Consider the following 20,518-nt stretch of genomic DNA (forward strand, 5'->3'; position numbering starts at 1 on the left):
CATTGTCTCAACAACCGAATGCGCCAGCTAGGTAGGCTGGTGAACGGTGAATATTGCCAACCCAATCCGACTGCAAAACTTATGGTGTGCACGGGTTGGGTTGGCACGCATACGGGGTAAATATTCGATAGGATTAAGACGTGCCTAAAGTCAGTGAAGAATACAAAAAGAACAGGCGTATACAGATTATCGATGTCGCCCGTGAATGCTTTATTAAAGGCGGGTATCAAAAGACCTCGATGAACGAGATTATTGCCGCCACCGGGCTCTCCGCAGGAGCTATCTACAACCACTTTTCCTCGAAAGAAGAGATCATGGTAGAGGCCGCACGCCTTGACATGGCTCCCTTCGAGAAAGTGCGTGCGGATTCTCCATGGGATTATGTTCTGGGGTTCTTGAAGATTCTTGATACGGCGAAAACCCGTCGTTTTCTGCTCGCTACCTGGGGCGAGGCTGTCTCAATGCCCGCTATCAACGCCGTAGTGGGGGAGCAAATGCATCAACTGCGCGCCATGGCAATGGAACGTTACCGTGCCTGGGGCGAACGTGAACTCGACGTAACCGCTGAAGAGCTTGAGCAGTGGCTTAATGTCATGGGTGCGGCGGTGCTTTCGGTGCTTAGCGGGTATGTGGTGCAGACCCAGCTTCTCGGAAAAGAAAACCGTGAAGCCTATTTCGCATATGCAACCGCTATTTTGACCCAGGAATAACCCGGTGTAGATGCGCCGCCTGCGCGTGTCTGCATCTTTCGGGACAATACTCACGGTTCGGCATGGAAAACTCGCTGCAAGGATCGCCGCGAACATGTCAAAGAGCCCTTGGTATGGCCATCTCATACGGTGGGCGTCATATCTGTGCAGGCGCTAACCTATACGGTAAGATGAGAGTCACATCATAAGCTCTCATCACATTTTATGCAGATTCACACTTTGAGGAGTGGTATGACCGAGCAGACTCGAACCGTGCTTGAGGCTCCCCTCGCGGAGCTTGATCCCGAGGTCGCCGAAGCACTCGATCTGGAACGTAAGCGCCAGCAAAACACCCTGGAAATGATCGCTTCCGAAAACTTCGTGCCGCGTGCCGTACTCCAGGGGCAGGGGTCAGTGCTGACCAATAAATATGCGGAAGGCTACCCGGGCCGTCGCTATTATGGTGGCTGCGAATTCGTCGATATCGTCGAAGACCTGGCTATTAAACGGGTTAAGGAACTCTTTGGCGCCGAACACGCCAACGTACAGCCTCACTCCGGTGCCCAGGCGAATAACGCCGTCATGCATGCCCTGCTGACCCCCGGTGAGAAGATCATGGGTCTTTCGTTGGCTCACGGTGGGCACCTCTCGCACGGTATGAAGCTGAACGTCTCGGGTAAGCTCTACGAGGTTGTTGCCTACGAGGTAGGCGAAGACGGTCGGATCGATATGGAACAGGTTCGGCAGCTCGCACTCGCGGAACGTCCCAAGGTTATTATTGCCGGGTGGTCGGCATACCCCCGTCAGCTGGATTTCGCGAAATTCCGTGAGATTGCCGATGAAGTTGGTGCCTACCTGTGGGTTGATATGGCCCATTTTGCCGGTCTGGTAGCGGCGGGTCTGCATCCTAACCCGGTACCGCACGCCCACGTGGTTTCCTCGACCGTGCACAAGACCTTAGGCGGACCCCGCTCCGGGTTTATCCTGTGCACCGAAGAGCTCAAGAAAAAGATCGATTCGGCTGTATTCCCCGGGCAGCAGGGCGGACCGCTCATGCACGTGATTGCTGCAAAAGCGACCGCGTTCAAAGTTGCCGCAACCGAAGAGTTCAAAGACCGTCAGAAGCGCACAATCGAGGGGGCGCGCATCCTGGCAGAGCGCCTGACCCACCAGGATATGCGCGATGCGGGAGTTTCCATCGCCACCGACGGCACCGACGTTCACCTGGTACTGGTCGATCTGCGCCACCACGAGCTCACCGGTAAAGAGGCTGAAGACCTGCTGCACGATGCGGGTATTACTGTTAACCGCAACGCGGTGCCGAATGACCCCCGCCCACCGATGGTGACCTCCGGGCTGCGCATCGGTACCTCGGCCCTGGCAACCCGCGGTTTCGACGCCGAAGGCTTTACCGAGGTCGCCGATATTATCGCTTCGGTGCTGTTGCCGCAGCACGATATCGCCGCCCTGCGCGAGCGCGTGAATAAGCTCTGCGATAAGTACCCGCTCTATGTGGGAAGTGAGAGCTGGTAAAACTTATGAAGACCCCGTTGTACGCTTCGTAAAGCGTCTGCGGGGTCTTTTGCCTATGTACATCTTTCACGGATGAATCCGTGACGTGAAGAGAAAGGAAAACTGCTATGCCGCAGATTCTTGATGGTAAGGCAACCGCAGCCGCCATTAAATCCGAGCTGACTGAGCGCGTTGAGGCGCTCAAAGCACGGGGCATTACCCCCGGTTTGGGAACGGTACTCGTGGGGGATGATCCCGCCTCACACTCCTATGTGGGCGCTAAACACCGCGACTGCGCGGAGATCGGCATTAACTCGATCCGTGTGGATCTGCCTGCCGATATTACTCAGGAAGAGCTTGAAGCCGAGATTGATAAGCTCAATCACGACCCTGCCTGCACGAGCTATATTGTGCAGCTTCCCTTGCCCAAGCACCTGGATACTAACCGTATTTTGGAGAAGATCGCGCCTGAGAAGGACGCGGACGGTTTGCACCCCACTAACCTTGGCAAGCTGGTGCTGAACGTTTCGGAGCCGTTGGATTCACCCCTGCCGTGCACCCCGAACGGTGTGATTGAGCTGGTGAAACGCCACGGTATCGACTGGAACGGTAAGAATGTGGTTGTGCTCGGTCGCGGTATTACCGTGGGTCGTCCTCTAGGGCTGCTGCTGACCCGCCGTGAGATCAATGCAACCGCGACCTTGGCGCATACCGGTACCCAGAACCTTGACGAGGTTCTGCGCCAGGCGGATGTGATTGTCGCCGCCGTGGGTGTGCCGCATGTGCTCAAAGCGGATCAGGTGAAGGACGGCGCAATTCTGCTGGATGTGGGAGTCTCCCGTGCCGAAGACCCCGAAACCGGTAAGAAGAAACTCTTCGGCGACGTTTCCCCCGAGGCGGCCGCGAAGGCATCTTGGGTGTCCCCGAACCCCGGCGGTGTGGGTCCCATGACCCGCGCAGAGCTACTGGTGAATGTCGTAGAGACCGCAGAACGTCAGGCAGCGAAGAACTAGCCTGGCCGTCAGCTCAACGTTCCATGCCGCAGCACGCGAGAGGGCTCTGAGGATAACCGCGCGCCATTGTGAAACACGCTAGGTACGACAATGCCCGGGTGCATATTGTTGTCGCACTCGGGCACTGTTATCGCACGTCTTATGCCTGCTGTGGAGTTTTTTACAGCAGCATCTCGTAAAAATAGGCATCCCCTTTATAGAGCGTCACGCTGTGCTCAACGGGTGAACCCTGCGAGGTATAGCTGGTGGTGGTCACCTTGAAAGCAGCGGCACCCACGGTTGGCAGATGATTGAAGGCTTCCGCATCCGCCTCGGTCATCAGGGTTGCTTCCATGCGCATCATGCCGTGTTCGATTGTGTACTCGCAATGGTCGTGAGGATCTTTGCGTGAACCGCCAGAGGCCATCGTTTCAAGCAGGCATGTTGCAACCTCAGGTGTCAAATAGGCGAGCTCAAAACCGATAGGCTCACCCTCAGCCAAGCGCAAACGCTTAACCAAAAGCACCGAAGAATCTATGGTGACACTCAAATAACGTGAAATTTCTTCTGTCACCTCAACCCACTGGGTTGAAAGCATTCTGGTTGAAGCCTGCAGCCCGCGCCGCTCCATATCTTCGGCGAACGAGCATACTCGCGGAATGTAGCTTCCCTGAGAACGATCGGCAACGTATGTTCCAGAACCCTGAACGTTATAGATAAGACCGCGCTCCAGTAGAGCCTTGATAGCATTGCGCACCGTCTGGCGGCTTACCTTGAACTTCTCCTGAATAGCGCGTTCAGTCGGGAGTTTATCTCCGGGAGAACCCGGGATTACATATTTTTGTTCTAGGTAGCGAATAACCTGCTCATATTTAGGGCCAGGAACCGGCGGTAGCATGGTGGGATCGTCGTGAAGTTCCTCAGCGTTCTCCATCATAGAACCACGTGCAGAAGCCTCGGGTGCCTCGTGGGAACCCGAGTTAGAGACAGAACCTGAAAAGTTGAGTGAATGAGTCATCACAGATAGTTTACGCCTATCCGGCCCTAAAAGCGTTGCACTACGTGTATGTCGAGGCATTTATCCTGGCATAATTGATGTTATGCACACACGCGAGCAAAATTCTGTGACCACCGCCGACTCCGATAACGCCTCCGTGCGTAAAGCCATTATTGGGTCCTGCATCGGCGTTGGGCTCCTAGTACTTCTTCTCGTTCTGGCAATTTTCAACGCCAACAGCGTGCTCGGTTGGATCCTGGCCGGGCTTATTCTTGGATGGCTGGCGCTCGCCGTCTACTTAGTGCGTATCGTGCTGGTATCCATCAAACAGGATCGTGCCGAATTTAGCCGCATCCACCGTGAAGAATCGGATGCGATGCTTGCCGATAAACTTGCCCACAGCTTTCAGATCGTGCTTGTGCAGTCCCGCGAAATCGCCAACTACCTCACGGACGACAGCGAAGAATCTCGCGCCATGATCGAGCGGGCTTTAGATACTATTAACACCACAGCGTCCAATGGGATGGGAATGGTCAACGATGAAATGAGGGGTGAAGAATGAGCCGCGCCGCTAAAACTCTGCGCGTCGCCAGCGTGAACGTCAACGGTATTCGTGCCGCCTACAGGAAAGATATGGCCACGTGGCTCGCTGGCCGCGACGTTGATATTCTCTGCCTGCAGGAGGTTCGTGCCCCCGATAAGATCGTGCGCGAACTTCTCAACGAAGACGACTGGAATATTCTGCACGCCGAAGCCGCCGCCAAAGGACGCGCCGGGGTACTGGTGGCAACCCGCAAGCACCCCAATGCGAACGGTGAGCTTCTGAAAAACCAGCCTGTCGCTACCCGCTCCACGATCGGCGAAGACTATTTCGCGGACGCTGGCCGCTGGGTTGAGGCGGACTACACCCTGCCCACCGGCGAAACCCTGACCGTCGTAAGCGCTTACGTGCACTCCGGCGAGGTTGGAACGCCCCGCCAGGATGACAAATACCGCTTTCTCGACCGTATGCTCGTGCGCCTGCCCGAACTCGCTCAGCACTCGGATCACGTGCTCATTGTGGGAGACCTCAACGTGGGACACACCGAACTCGACATTAAAAACTGGAAGGCAAACCAGAAACGCGCCGGTTTCCTGCCCGAAGAACGCGCATACTTCGATAAATTCTTTGGCGAAATTGGCTATGAAGACGTGGCGCGCAAACTCGCAGGTGAGGTGCCCGGGCCCTATACCTGGTGGTCCTACCGCGGCAAAGCCTTCGATAACGACGCCGGGTGGCGCATCGACTACCATATGGCTACCCCAGCGCTCGCCGCGAAAGCCGTGGAAGCAACGGTCGATCGTGCCGCCTCCTATGATGAACGGTTCAGCGATCACGCGCCGCTCGTCGTCGATTATCAGTTCTAGAATTCACCCGCCGATAAGATGCCGGATGCGCTGGCTAACCGGCCGTCCGCATCGTGCGCCCCTTGAAGAAAGTATCTATCATGTCTGACGAAAAGAAACAGGATAAATCACTCATTCCCAATGCGTCTTTGGATCGTGTGCGTGTCTACTCCGGTGCGCAGCCTTCCGCAGATTCGATGCATTTGGGCAACTATATTGGCGCGGTGAACAACTGGGTTGCCCTGCAGGAGGACCCCGCCAACGAGTGCCTGTTCTTTATCCCCGATATGCACGCTATTACCGTGCCCCAAGACCCACAGTCCCTGCGCGAACGCACCCGCCTGACCGCCGCCCAGTATATTGCTGCCGGTATTGACCCTGCGCGTTCCCCGTTCTTCGTGCAGTCGCAGGTGCCCGAGCACGCGCAGCTTGCTTGGGTACTGAATTGCTTCACGGGTTTTGGTGAGGCATCACGCATGACCCAGTTCAAGGACAAATCGCAGAAGCAGGGTGCTGATAACGCCTCGGTGGGGTTATTCACCTACCCGGTGCTGATGGCGGCTGATATTCTGCTGTACCAGGTCGATGGCGTACCAGTGGGCGAGGATCAACGCCAGCACCTAGAACTTACCCGCAACCTGGCGCAGCGGTTTAACTCGCGCTTTGGCGAAACCTTCGTGGTGCCCGAACCCATTATTTTGAAGGAAACCGCCAAGATTTATGATTTGCAGGAGCCGACCTCGAAGATGTCGAAATCTGCCGCCTCCGATAAGGGTCTTATCAAACTTTTGGATGAGCCGAAGGCGACTGTGAAGAAGATTAAGTCTGCCGTGACCGACGACGGCTCCGTTATTGCTTATGATCGTGAGGCGAAACCTGGCGTCTCTAATCTGCTCTCGATCTATTCCGCGATGACCGGCGAGAGTATCGACTCTCTCGTCAAACGTTATGAGGGTAAGATGTACGGTCATCTCAAGGTTGATTTGGCGGATGTTGTGGTCGAGAAACTTTCGCCCCTGCGTGAGCGTACCCTAGAGCTTATGGCGGACCCCGCCGAGCTTGACCGCTTGCTGGCATTGGGCGCTCGGAAAGCTCGTGAAATAGCGACTGTTACTATCGAGAATGTCTACGATAAAGTGGGTTTTTTGCCCGCACAGCGCGGCTAGACCGAAGGAGGTACGCTGTGACTGTTAAGAACACCTGCGAGAATCTATCACACACTGAGGAATCGCCCACTCTTCACCCCGGGCAGCGTTATTTGAGTCTGATCGCCCACGTGAACGGACCGTTGGGGCAGCGTCTTGTTGACTGGAAGAAGAGAACCGGCATGACTCTTCCCACTGATTTGAGTAATCATGTGACCGTGTATGTTAGTGAGCTGACCGAGCAGAATGAGAACGACTGGCGTTCGGATGCGCTGGCGCATTCACTCGCCATAATTGGCGCGGTGCAGGCGTGCGCTGGGGGAGTGTGCACCTTCCGCCCAAACTCTGAGGTGGAGTATCTGGACATTATCTTAGGCGCCGATACTTTTGCCGAACTTCATGGCGCGTGCGTGCAGGAGTTAGGGCAGTGGGCATCGCCTTTTCCTTACGTTCCGCATATTACCTTGGGGCGTTCTTTGACGCCGGATCAGGTGCGGCAAGCGCATCGGATTTTCGACGATTTACCAGAACAAGAACGCTCGTTCACGGTAGATACTCTGCACGTATATGCCTATGATGGCGCGGATTGGGAGCCTCTGGGAGCACTATCTCTTAAGCCATAACTGCGCCCCACAATCTTGATATATGTACCTACAGCGCAAGCCCCGATACCGGTTCAGGTATCGGGGCTTGGGCTCTCTAACTTCTTCCTAGTGGGAGTCCGCAGGTACGGGTGCCGCATTCGCTGAAGAGACACCGCTGAGTTCATTAGGAACCTGCGGCAGATCAATGCTCATGAGGGTCTTTGGATGAGAAGCATCCGAGAGTGATACCGCGTGAAGCTTCTTCGTCTCAGGGTCGGTCACGTAGGCGGTTTTACCGTCTACCCACAATGCCGGGCGAGGATCCTGCCAAGTTTCTGACTCACTCCACGTATTCATTATCTGTACAGACCCAAGCTCGGTGCCGTTTGCTGGGTCGTAGATACGCAGCTTACCGTCCGTGGTGAGCAGCAGAGCCTCGCCGTTAGGTCCGCGGCCCATGGAACGGAAGGTGTAGCTGACTCCTTTGGGGAGTGAGTATACCTCTCGCGTGTGGGCGACCGTATCAATGATGGCAAACTTCTCAGGGCGCTCAAGTTTGGCGTCCTTATCCGTCTTATAATCCGCTAGAACGTAAGGGGAGTCTGCCGTTCCTGCCTGGTTGCCTGAGCGTGAATAGGGATCTTGAGGGTTTGTCACCTTCGTGAAAGTGCCGTCCCGGTAGATGAGTACGCCGTCGGTGCATCCGATCGTGAAGGTATTATCCCGCGCGATAGCTTCGCCGTGTACACCGGGGCATTCCTTGTTCTCCGTTATGGTCTTACCGTTAGCGTCTACCACGGCTGCGCCCGTGCGGGTTTTGGAATCTCCGACTGCTACGAGGTACTGCTCATTAGGTAGGGGAATAGCGAATCCGTGGTGAGGATTGGGGAGCTTAACCTGCTTGGTTTCAAGGTTAGTTGCTGTGCGTTTATTGGATACCAGGTTTGCGGGGTCGTATACGTCGAAGGTACCGGTACCGTCTGCGAATGCCGCAACCTTACCGTTATCGGCAATAACATGCCCGGTGTGGTCGGCCTGAAGCGACAGTGTCGAGAGGCTGGGAGCGGTGGTGTAGTAGTGTGAGTGGTCACCATGTGCTACCGACCATACGCCGGTGTCGAGGAAGGTGTAGCTGGATCCATCGGCTACGATCAGATGGCGGTTATCACCCGCATCGTTCAGGCGCAGGAAACCATCTTTGTGAATATCCTGCAGAAGCTTCATATCTTTACCGTCGTACACCATCACGCCGCCGTCATAAGTGATGGCTAGGCGGGTTGACGCGCCTTTGCCTTCAACGATGGGAGACTGCGAGGCGCTTGCGTTTGAATCCCCTGAGGACGCTCCTGCGGAAGGCTCTGAGGAGCCTGCAGAGGATGTGCCGCCCGCGCATCCTGCAAGGAGCAGGGAGGATACGAGACCGAGTGAACTTAGTGACGTCAAAAATGATTTTCGTGTGTTGGACATACACAGAGACTATCACACATGAGAATCATTATTGAATAAGTAAGAGCCGGGATATAAATAATGGGTGGATCAGCGCGAATATCATGCCGATCCACCCGATGAGTGAGTGTTGAGAATGTTATAAACGCCATACGGCGTGGTTATTTAAGCGATGGCCGCTTTTAGAGAAGATCAGCCAAGCCGCGATCTTTGAGCTCGGCAACTGTGTCTTTCACGGCCTGAGCCTGCTCACGCGGTGCGACGAGGAGCGCATCGGGGGTATCAACCACCACGATATCTTCAAGACCAATCACCGAGATTTTGCGGTTGCTGTTCGCGACAACAATGCCGCTGCAGCCTTGATTGATCACATTGTCTTCGTCACCGAGAATTGTGAGACCTTCACCATGCTTCTCTTGGTTAAGACGGGCAACGGCATCAAAGTCTCCCACGTCGTCCCAGCTGAAGGAGCCGGGGACCATCGCAACATCGCCAGCAGCAGCGGCAGGCTCAGCAACGGCGTAGTCGATTGCGGTCTTGGGGAGAGTGCCCCAAGTCTGTTCCATAATGCTCTCACGCTCGGGAGTATCCCAAGCCTTGGCGATCTTCATAACCCCGGCGTAAAGCTCGGGCTCGTTCTTTTCGAGATGCTGCAGCATCAGGGATACGGGTGCCACAAACATGCCGGCGTTCCAGGTGTAGTCCCCGGAGTCTAGGTATTTTTGAGCGGTTTCGCTATCGGGTTTTTCAACAAAAGACTCGACCGCAAGGGCGTTCGGTGCGTGAGCAAGCCCCAGTGGGGTGCACGCTCTGATATATCCGAACGCGCTCGACGGCTCGGTGGGGGTAATGCCGATAGTGACAATCTTTCCTGAAGCTGCCGTGATAACCGCCTCGGTCACCACGCGTTGAAATTCATCAACGGGGTTGATGACGTGATCAGCGGCGAAGGAACCAATAATCGCATCCGGTTCACGCTCGTGAATAATAGCGCACGCTAAACCAATAGCGGCTGCAGAATCCTTCGGGGAGGGCTCCAAGACGAGGTCGGAGGCTCGTAATTCGGGAATCTGCTGGGTTACAGCGTTGGCATGAGAAGTGCCAGTGACGACCATGACGGAGCCGTTGCTCAAATCAATGAGACGGTCGTAAGTATCACGCAAGAGTGATTTACCTGAATCCGTGAGGTCGAGAAGGAACTTCGGCGCCTGAGCACGTGAAAGCGGCCACAAACGCGAACCAACACCGCCAGCTGGAATAAGCGGGCGGAAACGGGTTAATGCAGTATTCATCAGTTCCAGAATACCGGGGGCTTTTGTAATATGCCGAATTCTTAGAGTGATTTCCAGGAAAGTCTCAGATAAAAAATATCAAGAGATGCATCACATTAGGTAAAGATTAGTTCCGCATGAACTCAGCTCACGGAGGGGTATCGCAAAATAACTATTTCGTAATTAACCTTGTAGTTTCTTGTGAAATAAGGAGACGAGGTGTCAATAAGCCTGTGAATTACCTGGTATCTTGAAACTAACAATATGAAATCACAGGAGTTGCTGAGCGCGCTTCCCGCCGAGGTTAAACACACAGACCCCGACGTCGTCTCAGCGGCGACAGGAGGTTATTCAGTGCTGAATAGTTCAAAGGGGACCCTGTACCGCGGCCGATGGGGCATGTGGTCTTGGGTCGCTCATCGTGTGACAGGTATCGCTATATTCTTCTTCCTACTGGTTCACGTACTTGATACCGCCGTTGTCCGTATCTCTCCCGAGGCATACAATAGCGTTCTCGGTCTCTACAAAAACCCCGTGATGGGTCTGGGAGAGACTGCGCTTGTGGCAGCCATCGTGTACCATGCCTTCAACGGTATTCGCATTATTCTTATCGACTTTTGGGGAACAGCTACTAACGCCAAAGTCGAGCATGTGATGAGCAAAGGCAAAGACGGTTCCCCCGAGATCAATCAAAAGGCTACCTACCCGCACATTAAGATTCTGTGGGTTGTTCTGTTCCTGTGGGCAATTACCGTTGCAGGATTCGCGGCTCGCCACCTGCCGATCGTCTTCTCACACCTTGGAGGTCACTAAGCTATGTCTACTCCACTCAAATCACGCGTTTCGGTTCCTCGCCTGCGCGATAACAAGATTGATGGTGTGAAATACAACCGCTCTTCCAGCAAACGCAACAACTTTGAAATGTTCGCCTGGCTGGGGATGCGCCTCTCCGGCGTCGTGTTGGTTGTCCTGATTTTCGGGCACCTCTTCGTGAACCTCATGGTGGGGGACGGCATTCACGCGATCGACTTCGGTTTCGTGGGCGGTAAATGGGCAAACCCCTTCTGGCAAATCTGGGATCTGCTGCTGCTGTGGCTGGCTATGCTCCACGGCACCAACGGCATCCGCGTGGTCATTGACGATTACGCCGAAAAGGATCGTGTGCGTGTGTGGCTGAAGATTATTCTCTTCGCAGCATCCACTTTTGTGCTGCTGGTTGGAACCCTCACGATCTTTGCTTTTGATCCCTGCCCCTCGGGCGCGGCGGCTAATCTGCTGCCTAGCTTCTGCCCGGCCCACTAAGGGTAAAACACTAAAGATTTTTGACATACGAGAGAGAGCATCATGCAGGTACATAAGTACGATGTAGTGATTGTTGGCGCTGGCGGCGCAGGTATGCGTGCCGCTATTGAGGCGGGGCAGCGCGTACGAACCGCGGTGCTGACGAAGCTATACCCCACCCGCTCGCACACCGGTGCGGCACAGGGCGGTATGTGCGCCGCTTTAGCCAACGTTGAGGAAGACAACTGGGAATGGCATACCTTTGACACCGTCAAGGGCGGCGACTACCTTGTCGATCAGGATGCGGCAGAGATTATGGCGAAAGAAGCCATTGACGCCGTGCTCGACCTTGAAAAAATGGGTCTTCCCTTCAACCGTACCCCCGAGGGGCGCATCGACCAGCGTCGTTTTGGCGGGCATACCCGCGATCACGGTAAAGCCGCCGTGCGTCGCGCATGCTACGCTGCCGACCGCACGGGTCATATGATTCTGCAGACCCTCTACCAGAACTGCGTGCGTCACAATGTCGAGTTCTACAACGAGTTCTACGTGCTCGACCTCATTATGTCAGAAGACGAAAATGGAAACCCCCGACCTGCAGGTGTTGTCTCCTACGACCTGGCAACCGGCGAAGTACACGTTTTCCAATCGAAATCCGTGATTTTCGCATCTGGCGGATGCGGCAAGATCTTCAAGACCACCTCAAACGCGCACACCCTCACCGGCGACGGCATGGCAATCGCCCTGCGCGCAGGTCTTCCCCTAGAGGATATGGAATTCGTACAGTTCCACCCGACTGGCCTTGCGGGCCTGGGTATTCTCGTGACCGAGGGTGCCCGTGGTGAAGGCGGTATTCTGCGTAACTCCGAGGGTGAGCGTTTCATGGAACGTTACGCACCGACCATTAAGGATCTAGCTCCCCGCGATATCGTGGCTCGTGCAATGGCGAACGAGGTGCGTGAAGGTCGCGGCTGTGGACCGCATAAAGACTATGTGCTTCTAGATCTCACTCACCTTGAACCCGCGCATATCGACGAGAAACTGCCGGATATTACTGAATTCGCGCGTACCTATCTGGCAGTTGAGCCGCACCACCAGCCTATTCCGGTGTTCCCCACTGCGCACTATGCGATGGGCGGTATTCCCACGAACAACGATACTGAGGTGTACCGCAACAGCGAAGAGACTATTCCAGGACTATATGCAGCCGGTGAGGTTGCCTGCGTGTCGGTGCACGGTGCAAACCGTTTGGGAACCAACTCGCTGCTGGATATTAACGTGTTCGGTAAGCGTGCTGGCCGCCGCGCGGCAGAGTACGCAGCCTCCGCAGAGTTTGTGCCCGTTCCGGACGATGCTGCCGATCGCACTCTCGCGATGCTCAACGGTATTCGTGACGGGCAGGGCACCGAAAAGGTTGGCGCTATCCGCACCGAGCTGCAGCGTGTGATGGAAGCCGATATGCAGGTGTTCCGTACCGAAGAAACCATTCGCAAGGCTCTCGCCGCCATTGACGAGCTCGAAAAGCGCTACGCAAATATCTCGATTCAGGATAAAGGCAAGCGCTTTAATCTTGACCTGTTGGAGGCCGTTGAGCTTGGCTTCCTGCTACAGCTTGCCAAGGTGATGTCGGTGGGCGCGCTGCACCGCCAGGAATCCCGAGGCGGTCACTACCGTGAGGACTTCCCGAAGCGCGACGACGTGAACTTCATGAAGCACTCGATGGTTTATCTAGATCCCGAGTCTGAGTTTGAGGGTGTGCAGGGTCTGCGTTTTGATACTAAGCCCGTTGTCTACACTCGTTACGAACCCAAGGAGCGTAAGTACTAAAATGGCTGAACACGAAACTCCCGAACCGGAATCGGTCAAGCTCTTTGAAGGTATGTCCGGTTCAGACTCCGGGAACATCCCCACCTATGACGTGACGATTCGCGTGCGCCGTTACAACCCCGAAGTATCGGATAAAGCATACTGGGATGACTTCAATCTGACTATGTACCGCACCGACCGTGTGCTGGATGCCTTGCATAAGATCAAGTGGGAGCTCGACGGGTCGGTCTCGTTCCGTCGTTCCTGCGCGCACGGTATCTGCGGGTCGGATGCGATGCGCATCAACGGACGTAACCGCCTAGCGTGCAAGACCCTGCTCAAGGATTTGGACATTACCAAGCCCATTATCGTTGAGCCGATTAAGGGTCTTCCTTGTGAGAAGGACCTGATTGTCGATATGGAGCCTTTCTTCCAGGCGTACCGCGAGATCATGCCCTTCTTCATCAATGACTCGAATGAACCGGAACGTGAGCGTCTGCAGTCTGCGGAAGAACGTGCCCGATTCGACGACACCACAAAGTGCATTCTGTGCGCGGCTTGTACCTCCTCTTGCCCTGTTTTCTGGACGGACGGTCAGTACTTCGGTCCTTCTGCCATTGTGAATGCGCATCGTTTTATCTTCGATTCACGTGATGACGCTGGGGATCTGCGCTTGGAGATCCTCAACGATAAAGAAGGTGTGTGGCGCTGTCGCACAACCTTCAACTGCACCGAGGCTTGCCCGCGTGGCATTCAGATCACTAAGGCTATTGCCGAGGTCAAGCAGGCTATTTTGGCGCGAGCCCTCTAAGCCTAGCGGTTGGAGAACTCGTAGAAACACAAGATATGCGGTGTGGGCGCAAGGTTGGTGTGCCCACACCGCATTTTTGTTTGCGATATTAGGACGAACTGATGCTCGCTAGATAATTTCCGCGTCTGCAGGCGGCGGTTTTAGTCTCGTCACAATCCGTCACAATGTCATAAACCCGCCACACAACGCGATGATTCGTCACGTCGCGTACAAAAACTTCAACGAACGTAAGAGGGCAGCCGGAAGGTGTGTACTGGCTGCGGATTCGCGCTATTCTCGAACTATGGTTTTTGCAAACTCACGTTACGATCTTTCGACCCCTGTCTTCGACGACTGGGTGGCTCGCATGATGCCTACCCTTGTGGAATTCCGCCGCGAGGTGCACCGCACCCCGGAGCTCTCATTCCGCGAGGTGAAAACGACTGAACGCATTATGACGACGCTGCGTGAGGCAGGGCTGAACCCTATCGCCTGCGAAGGCACCGGCTGCTACGTTGATATCGGAAACGGACCGTTTGCTTTAGCTCTTCGCGCCGATATTGATGCGCTTCCCATCGTCGAACAGACGGATCTGCCTTATTCATCGACCATACCCGGGGTGATGCACGCCTGCGGGCACGATATTCACCAGACCGTCATGCTCGGGGTTGCTCTGGCGCTTCACGAGCTGAACGAAAAGACTCCGCTGGGGCGCAGCGTGCGTATCCTGTTCCAGCCCGCCGAGGAACAGTTGCCGGGCGGGGCTGTGCAGATGATTGAGCAAGGTCTTTTACGCAATATCCCGCGTGCTTTTGCTCTGCATTGCGATCCGAAGGTCGAACTGGGGAAAATTGGCACGCGCATCGGGGCGATTACGAGTGCTTCAGACACGATTAAGATTCACCTGAGTGGTCATGGTGGTCATACCTCTCGGCCGCATCTGACCGAGGATCTTATCTACGCGATGAGTCAGATTGCTGTGCAGGTTCCTTCCGTGCTCACGCGCCGTACCGATGTGCGTTCCGGCGTGCTGGTTGCGTGGGGGCAGGTGAGCGCCGGGGTTGCCCCGAACGCTATTCCCGCTGAAGGCTATTTGGCGGGCACCATGAGATGTCTGGATGTTGAGGTGTGGCGTCAGGCGGGTAATCTGCTGGACGAGGTAATTGAGCAGGTCGCGGTTCCCTTCGGCGTACAGGCAAGGGTTGAGCATATTCGTGGCGTGCCCCCGGTCGTCAATACCGACGCGGAAACCACCATGTTGGAAAACGCGGCGCGCGCCGAATTAGGGGAAGAGTCCATCGTGCTGGTTGAGCAATCAATGGGCGGAGAAGACTTCGCGTGGATTCTGCAGGAGGTTCCAGGCTCGATGTTCCGCCTAGGAACTCGCGCCCCGGAAGATCCTGTCTACGACTTACATCAGGGGGACTACGCTCCTAATGAGCAGGCGATTGGCGTGGGTGTGCGCGTGATGGCGGCGACCGCGTTGCGTGCCGTGCGTTTTGAGCTCGCGAAGGCTGCGAAGGCCGCGAACCCGGTGCGGGATGAGGCGCGTTAATATTACGGACAACCTGTAATAGAGGATATGCCGGGCACTGGCGCCGAAGCACGCAGCACCGAGAAATATTTATGGGGCTCTCCGCCAAATCTTTACGAAAACTTTATGAAAGAACGGGGTTCGTCGCAGGAGGAATACGTCAAGTGCGGGTGCATCGCCGAAATAGCGGGCATCTGCCGGGGGAGTGGGATTGCGCCTGAAAAACCAAAATAGTGATGTCTACCCTAGAAAAAACGGTGTTAAACCGCGCATGAACGTCAAAACCTGCGTCATACCCACTCATGAACAACATTTGCAGGATAAACTATAGGGGATGACCGAACCGCGCCGCATCATTGCGGGGCGCCGAACAGCTGACGAGTGGGAGAACTCTGTGGGATTCTTTGGAATCGGTAAGAAGAAGTGGGAAGAGCAGGCGAAAGCCGCCCAGGCTGAGGCAGAAGCGCAGGCTGACGACGTAAAATCCGCCCTCCCTAACTCCGATGCAGAGGCATCGGATCGTACCCTCGCGGAACGTGTGAATGAACAGCAGCGTTGGGAGAATTCTCTGCGTCGGTTTGTGCAGGCTGAGAGCACTCGCATGCAACAGGAAGAGCAGAAGAGCAAAGATACTTCTGACCTTAACGTCGATGCTTTAAAACAGTCCGCGCAGCACAGCGGCTCTTCTGCTGAGCCTTCGGCATCCACAGCAGGCGAAGCTAGGACTTCCGGTTCAGCAGAAGGCAAGAAAACCGTGGGCGCTTCCTCACAGGCTGCGAACGCAGATGCCGCCCAGAAGGGTTCTTTCACACAAGAATCAGCTCAGACACCCGATACTTCCGCCCCGAAACGTGCACCTCAGATTTCTGAGTACCGTGCAACGAGTATGCCTGCGGATGCATTTGAGACTAACTCTTCCGCCACTGCGGTTCCCTCATCGAACGCAGCATCGGTTTCGGGTACTGCGTCGGTACAGACCGAAGCAGGTTCCCAGAAACAAAACGTGCAGGACGCACTTAAAGAATTTAACGAGACGAAATACGGCACCGAGCACGAGGGGAATACCTCCTCAATATCCTCACACGCCGATGCGGCTGCCACCCCGTCTTCTTCTGCAGAGAAAGAATCTGCGGATATCAAGACTCCGAACGTTGAGGATCGTGAGCGAGAGAAGCTTGCCGCAGGAGTCGTGCCAACCGACACCGAAGAGAAGCCTGCTTTCGTTCCCGCGCCCGGTGTTGAGTCTAAGAATTCAAACGATAAGAAGACCGCGAATGCCGACTCGAAGTCTACACTTGAGTCCACACCCCAAGAATCCGAATCTGCTTCGGATGTAAAATCCTCTGCACACGAGAAAAAGTCACCTAGCCCTGAGGCTCAGGCGACGAGCAGGTTGGAGTCTTCGGGCACCCCGTCAGCCTCGAAGAAGTCCGACAAGATCGAATTTGTCGGCTCGGGGGCAACGGGCTCCGCCAAACATCTTGATGACCGTAACGACCCTGAAACCTTGGCTCCCAAGAAGAATCGCAGCGTCGAAACTTCGGCTGAGAAGACCTCTGCCGAAAAGGTGGCTGTACAGCACGAGAAGACCGTGGCCGATGAGGTCTCAGCCCACTCTTCCACAGATAAAGACTCCAAGAAGCAGGACGTCGAAAAAACTACGCGCGATGAAAAAGCCTCTCAGAACGGCGCCGCAGCCGCATCATCGCATGCGGCGGCAGCATCCGTTGAAGGGAACGAAAAGGCGGAGGTTCTCACCCCCGAGAATCCGCTGCACGACCTCGTAACTGCGATGCGCGGATACGGCTCCGGGAAGGTGTCCTACGAACTGCGCCAGCTGGGCGACGATATGCACTACCGGATTTTCCATCGCGGCAGCGAAGTCGAACAGGGTGTTGTGGTTCCGACCGATGCGTGGTTCTCGTCGATTGCCTCGCTCTACGTGCGAGCCCAGGACGCAGGCAGGGTGTGGAACCGTGCCCTCGTGGTAGCAAACCCCAGCGAGAACGGACTAGTAGCGGTACAGGCTTCGTACACGAACACCGCCGATGCATCGAGCTACACCACGGATTACGTTCTCGAAACGAGCGAGAAAGACTCGGCTTCACAGAAAGACTCATCAGCGAAAAGCGCCGAATCGGCAAAATCCTCCGCCGACCAGAGCACCGCATCCACCGATGCTGCAGCTCAGAAAACGTCGACCGCGAAGACCTCAGCGTTGGCTGATTCCGCCGATGATACCTCTTCGCAGAAGGAATCTGAGGCAAAGCTCGCTCAGGATAAGAGCGATGAACAAGCTAAGACCGCTGAGTCTCAGAAGGCGAAAGATCTTGACAACCACACCCAGAACGTCAAGTCTGCTGATGCCGACAAAGCCAATACTCAAGATTCACAGAAGTCTGAGAAATCCGAACATACCGTAGATTCCGAGAAGAAGCTCTCTGGCGCTCACGAAAAGGAGCAGGAAGTTTCGGCGAAGGCTCAGGCAGATACTGCAAAGTCTGATTCTGCTACAGCAGAATCGACCAAGAGCAGTTCAAGTGCGCTCGCTGCAGGTACCCTTGGCGCCGCAGGCGTGACAGCCGCCGGGATCGCGGCATCGTCGAAGAGCGACCGCGAGGATTCGCGCTACGAATACGATTATGATGCGGATCCGCAGAATGTCACCGGTCGTCACGATGCTCAAGCTGCTGAGCAGAGCAAGACCGAGATTGACAGCGCTAAAGCTGGTGCTGTCTCCGAGAAATCCGAGAAATCGGCGGTTTCTGGCGCATCTGCAGCCAAGGACTCTTCCGACTTCTCCACCCCCGAAGCTGAGGTAGAGAAAACCAAGGTTGAGAAATCTTCTGAAGACGAGGAAGAACTCAACAGCATGCAGGCGGCTTTGGCGACTATCGTGGCATCCTCCGAAGCAAAGAAGACTGCATCGAACGCGAAGGAAGACGCTGCGGATACTTCCGCTGCGGTGAAGACCTCGGGCACCGACTTGAAGTCCGCTGCTGATAAGACGAGCGAGGACTCACAGAAGGCGGCTGATTCCGAAAGCACCGTCAAGGCTGAGAGTGATGCCAAGACTGCTGCGGGTTACACCTCGGAGAATCAGAGCGCGAATGTAACTCAGGCTGCGGTGAAGGAATCCCAGGCTGGCACCACCAGTACCGACAGCTCCTCTGCACTGCCCAAGCATGTGGATGACCTCGCTCTCGTCCCCGAAGTCGAGAAGGACTCGCTGACAGGCTCGACCGATACGAAGCCTCAGGAATCGGCGTCGAATAAGCAGGATGTGCCTGCCGCGCAGACCGCATACGCTGTTGCTGCTCAGTCCGGAGAATCAACTGTAAACGGTAAGACCGCGCAGCATGAATCCGCAGATCTGCCTCCTGCAGAAGCCGAGCCGGATACCCCCGCGCATCAGGCACATTCCTCCGTGCTCGCTGGCGATGCGCTTGCCGAGGGTAACCTAGTACTTACCGATGCTAAGGTGATCGAGCATCTGGCACCGGTGACCGAAGCTCTTTTCGGCGAGAATGGCAGCGCCAAGGATGCAACGACCGTGTTGATCCGGGTGCGCTCGGTGGGCTCTTACTACGATGTGCTCACCCACGTGCGCCGCAACGGATTCTGGGAGCAAGTACGAACCTTCGAGTTAGTTTCGGAAGAAGATTTGGGTATTCCCACGCTCAAGGCCGATTCCTACAGCGAAGGTGAAGGGTCGCCACTCGCCATGAGCCTGACCTTCACCCCGGGCGTGCCCGTGCAGTCTGCATTCGATTACTCGAATGAGCAGGCTTTCGTACGGTACCCCCGCCAGCTTGAGGCCGATCGCTACGTAGAGGAATTGCGCATGTTCCCGCGTCTGGGGGCTAAGATTCCGGCGCATATGGCGAATGCTCTGACTCACTGGAGCATGTAGGAGAAGCCCGCCCGTGAATGAAGATAGAGCTTCTGAGAAAACGGTAGCTGAGGTTGCCGCACGCGCAGGGAAAGCCTTCGAGCGTCTGGTGCAGACGATGGCAACCCTGCGCGCCCCCGGCGGGTGCCCCTGGGATGCCGAACAGACTCATCAGTCCCTCATTCGATACCTCATTGAGGAATCCTATGAGGTCGTGGAGGCTGTCGAGGCACCTGAGGGTACAAACCTGCAGCTTCTACGCGAAGAGTTGGGCGATGTTCTGCTTCAGGTTCTCTTCCATGCCGATATTGCGGCGGCAGAATCGGGCGGCTTTACGATCGAGCAGGTGATCGAGGGTCTGGACGCGAAACTTCACGATCGGCACCCGAATGTTTTCAGTGATTCTTCGGACGAGTCTCGGATGACCGCCGCTGAACAGCAGGTTTTCTGGGATGAGCTTAAGAAGACGGAAAAATCCGATCGAGGTCCACTTGACGGCATTCCCCCTCATCTTCCTGCGCTGGCTCTAGCGGAGAAGACAATTGCTAAGGCTCGCAAGGCCGACATTGTGCTGCCGCCGGAGCCTACCTCCTTAGACGATGATCTTCCTTTTACCTATAGTGAGGAAGAATTCGGTGAGCTGCTTTTTTCGCTTGTGTGCCGCGCGCGGCAGAATGGGCTGGATGCGGAACGTGCCCTGCGTACTTATACCCGTAAGTTTATTGAGTACAACCAATAGCCTCGTGGCCGCAGAAGCGGGGGAGAGGGTTTATCAGGCATCTTTGGAGGCGACAGTCTTTCGCATCTAAAGGTGCCTGTTTTATGCCCTGAAATAGGGCGCCACTGGTTATATTCGTGGGTGGGGCATAAAGCACTAAACATCCATCTGTGTTGCGCGAAGCAGAAATCGATTCTAAAGATATTCAATCGTTTTAGCAGAGTGTGATAAAGAACTTTGTCGTTATCGGTTGGGGTTCGAATTGGTGCCTGCGGTGCGAGGACATGCTGCGTCCACAGGGGGAATGACTTTTGAGAGGCGAGTTTACAAGGGACTAAAGGTGTTGGATACCCTCAGGAATCGCAAAAAATCCCGTGGTAACTAGTGTGTTTGTGTGGGAGTTTTGGTAAAATTTAGGGCAACGGGACTCGCCCAACATCACAGGAGCGAGCCGTCATATCCTGTACTCTCTAAG

The 20,518-nt window shown here is 55.4% G+C and carries 17 protein-coding genes; 14 read left to right on the plus strand and 3 right to left on the minus strand.

Annotated features, from left to right (window positions below):
• The first annotated feature begins 140 nt into the window (after positions 1 to 140).
• The 3 genes from HMPREF2625_RS05600 to HMPREF2625_RS05610 all read left to right on the plus strand — a co-directional run bounded on the left by HMPREF2625_RS05600 (position 141) and on the right by HMPREF2625_RS05610 (position 3,214).
• Positions 141 to 710 (plus strand): TetR/AcrR family transcriptional regulator, encoded by a 570-nt coding sequence (locus HMPREF2625_RS05600; protein WP_048753255.1) that lies wholly within the window; start codon positions 141 to 143, stop codon positions 708 to 710.
• 231 nt (positions 711 to 941) lie between these two features.
• Positions 942 to 2,222, plus strand: a complete 1,281-nt coding sequence (gene glyA / locus HMPREF2625_RS05605; protein WP_048754446.1) for a serine hydroxymethyltransferase — start codon at positions 942 to 944, stop codon at positions 2,220 to 2,222.
• Between the two features lie 107 nt (positions 2,223 to 2,329).
• Positions 2,330 to 3,214, plus strand: a complete 885-nt coding sequence (locus HMPREF2625_RS05610; RefSeq protein WP_013398553.1) for a bifunctional methylenetetrahydrofolate dehydrogenase/methenyltetrahydrofolate cyclohydrolase — start codon at positions 2,330 to 2,332, stop codon at positions 3,212 to 3,214.
• 160 nt (positions 3,215 to 3,374) lie between these two features.
• On the opposite strand, the gene HMPREF2625_RS05615 is transcribed toward HMPREF2625_RS05610, so the two are convergent.
• On the minus strand, positions 3,375 to 4,211 hold the full coding sequence (locus HMPREF2625_RS05615; protein ID WP_246822676.1) for a GntR family transcriptional regulator: 837 nt from the start codon (positions 4,209 to 4,211) through the stop codon (positions 3,375 to 3,377).
• A 106-nt stretch (positions 4,212 to 4,317) separates the two neighbouring features.
• Between HMPREF2625_RS05615 and HMPREF2625_RS05620 the strand changes: the two genes are divergently transcribed.
• The 4 genes from HMPREF2625_RS05620 (at position 4,318) to HMPREF2625_RS05635 (ending at position 7,344) form a co-directional block, all read left to right on the plus strand.
• Complete coding sequence (locus HMPREF2625_RS05620) at positions 4,318 to 4,752, plus strand: hypothetical protein (protein ID WP_246826702.1); 435 nt, start codon at positions 4,318 to 4,320, stop codon at positions 4,750 to 4,752.
• Complete coding sequence (locus tag HMPREF2625_RS05625) at positions 4,749 to 5,597, plus strand: exodeoxyribonuclease III (RefSeq protein WP_013398556.1); 849 nt, start codon at positions 4,749 to 4,751, stop codon at positions 5,595 to 5,597. Before HMPREF2625_RS05620 ends, HMPREF2625_RS05625 begins: the two co-directional genes overlap by 4 nt.
• Before the next feature lie 80 nt (positions 5,598 to 5,677).
• On the plus strand, positions 5,678 to 6,742 hold the full coding sequence (gene trpS / locus HMPREF2625_RS05630) for a tryptophan--tRNA ligase (protein ID WP_070522782.1): 1,065 nt from the start codon (positions 5,678 to 5,680) through the stop codon (positions 6,740 to 6,742).
• 17 nt (positions 6,743 to 6,759) lie between these two features.
• Positions 6,760 to 7,344 carry a 2'-5' RNA ligase family protein gene (locus HMPREF2625_RS05635; protein ID WP_070522785.1) on the plus strand — a complete coding sequence of 195 codons (585 nt, stop codon included), beginning with the start codon at positions 6,760 to 6,762 and terminating at the stop codon, positions 7,342 to 7,344.
• A gap of 87 nt (positions 7,345 to 7,431) precedes the next feature.
• On the opposite strand, the gene HMPREF2625_RS05640 is transcribed toward HMPREF2625_RS05635, so the two are convergent.
• On the minus strand, positions 7,432 to 8,748 hold the full coding sequence (locus HMPREF2625_RS05640) for a hypothetical protein (protein WP_070522786.1): 1,317 nt from the start codon (positions 8,746 to 8,748) through the stop codon (positions 7,432 to 7,434).
• A gap of 185 nt (positions 8,749 to 8,933) precedes the next feature.
• A complete protein-coding gene (locus tag HMPREF2625_RS05645) occupies positions 8,934 to 10,043 on the minus strand; it encodes a mannose-1-phosphate guanylyltransferase (protein WP_013398560.1) in 1,110 nt (369 codons plus the stop codon).
• Between the two features lie 333 nt (positions 10,044 to 10,376).
• Here HMPREF2625_RS05645 and sdhC point away from each other — a divergent pair, with 333 nt between their 5' ends.
• The 7 genes from sdhC (at position 10,377) to HMPREF2625_RS05680 (ending at position 20,064) form a co-directional block, all read left to right on the plus strand.
• The gene (gene sdhC / locus HMPREF2625_RS05650; protein ID WP_037231971.1) at positions 10,377 to 10,835 is read left to right on the plus strand and encodes a succinate dehydrogenase, cytochrome b556 subunit; all 459 of its coding nucleotides are present in this window, start codon (positions 10,377 to 10,379) and stop codon (positions 10,833 to 10,835) included.
• A gap of 3 nt (positions 10,836 to 10,838) precedes the next feature.
• Complete coding sequence (locus HMPREF2625_RS05655; protein WP_070522790.1) at positions 10,839 to 11,324, plus strand: succinate dehydrogenase hydrophobic membrane anchor subunit; 486 nt, start codon at positions 10,839 to 10,841, stop codon at positions 11,322 to 11,324.
• A 42-nt stretch (positions 11,325 to 11,366) separates the two neighbouring features.
• Positions 11,367 to 13,130 carry a succinate dehydrogenase flavoprotein subunit gene (sdhA, locus tag HMPREF2625_RS05660; protein ID WP_013398563.1) on the plus strand — a complete coding sequence of 588 codons (1,764 nt, stop codon included), beginning with the start codon at positions 11,367 to 11,369 and terminating at the stop codon, positions 13,128 to 13,130.
• 1 nt (position 13,131) lies between these two features.
• Positions 13,132 to 13,920 carry a succinate dehydrogenase iron-sulfur subunit gene (locus tag HMPREF2625_RS05665; RefSeq protein WP_013398564.1) on the plus strand — a complete coding sequence of 263 codons (789 nt, stop codon included), beginning with the start codon at positions 13,132 to 13,134 and terminating at the stop codon, positions 13,918 to 13,920.
• A 283-nt stretch (positions 13,921 to 14,203) separates the two neighbouring features.
• On the plus strand, positions 14,204 to 15,454 hold the full coding sequence (locus HMPREF2625_RS05670) for an amidohydrolase (RefSeq protein ID WP_041321697.1): 1,251 nt from the start codon (positions 14,204 to 14,206) through the stop codon (positions 15,452 to 15,454).
• A gap of 313 nt (positions 15,455 to 15,767) precedes the next feature.
• Complete coding sequence (locus tag HMPREF2625_RS05675; protein ID WP_070522793.1) at positions 15,768 to 19,346, plus strand: hypothetical protein; 3,579 nt, start codon at positions 15,768 to 15,770, stop codon at positions 19,344 to 19,346.
• A 13-nt stretch (positions 19,347 to 19,359) separates the two neighbouring features.
• Positions 19,360 to 20,064, plus strand: a complete 705-nt coding sequence (locus tag HMPREF2625_RS05680) for a nucleoside triphosphate pyrophosphohydrolase (RefSeq protein WP_070522796.1) — start codon at positions 19,360 to 19,362, stop codon at positions 20,062 to 20,064.
• Positions 20,065 to 20,518 lie beyond the last annotated feature (454 nt).

Source organism: Rothia sp. HMSC064D08 (assembly GCF_001809525.1).
GTDB lineage: Bacteria > Actinomycetota > Actinomycetes > Actinomycetales > Micrococcaceae > Rothia > Rothia dentocariosa.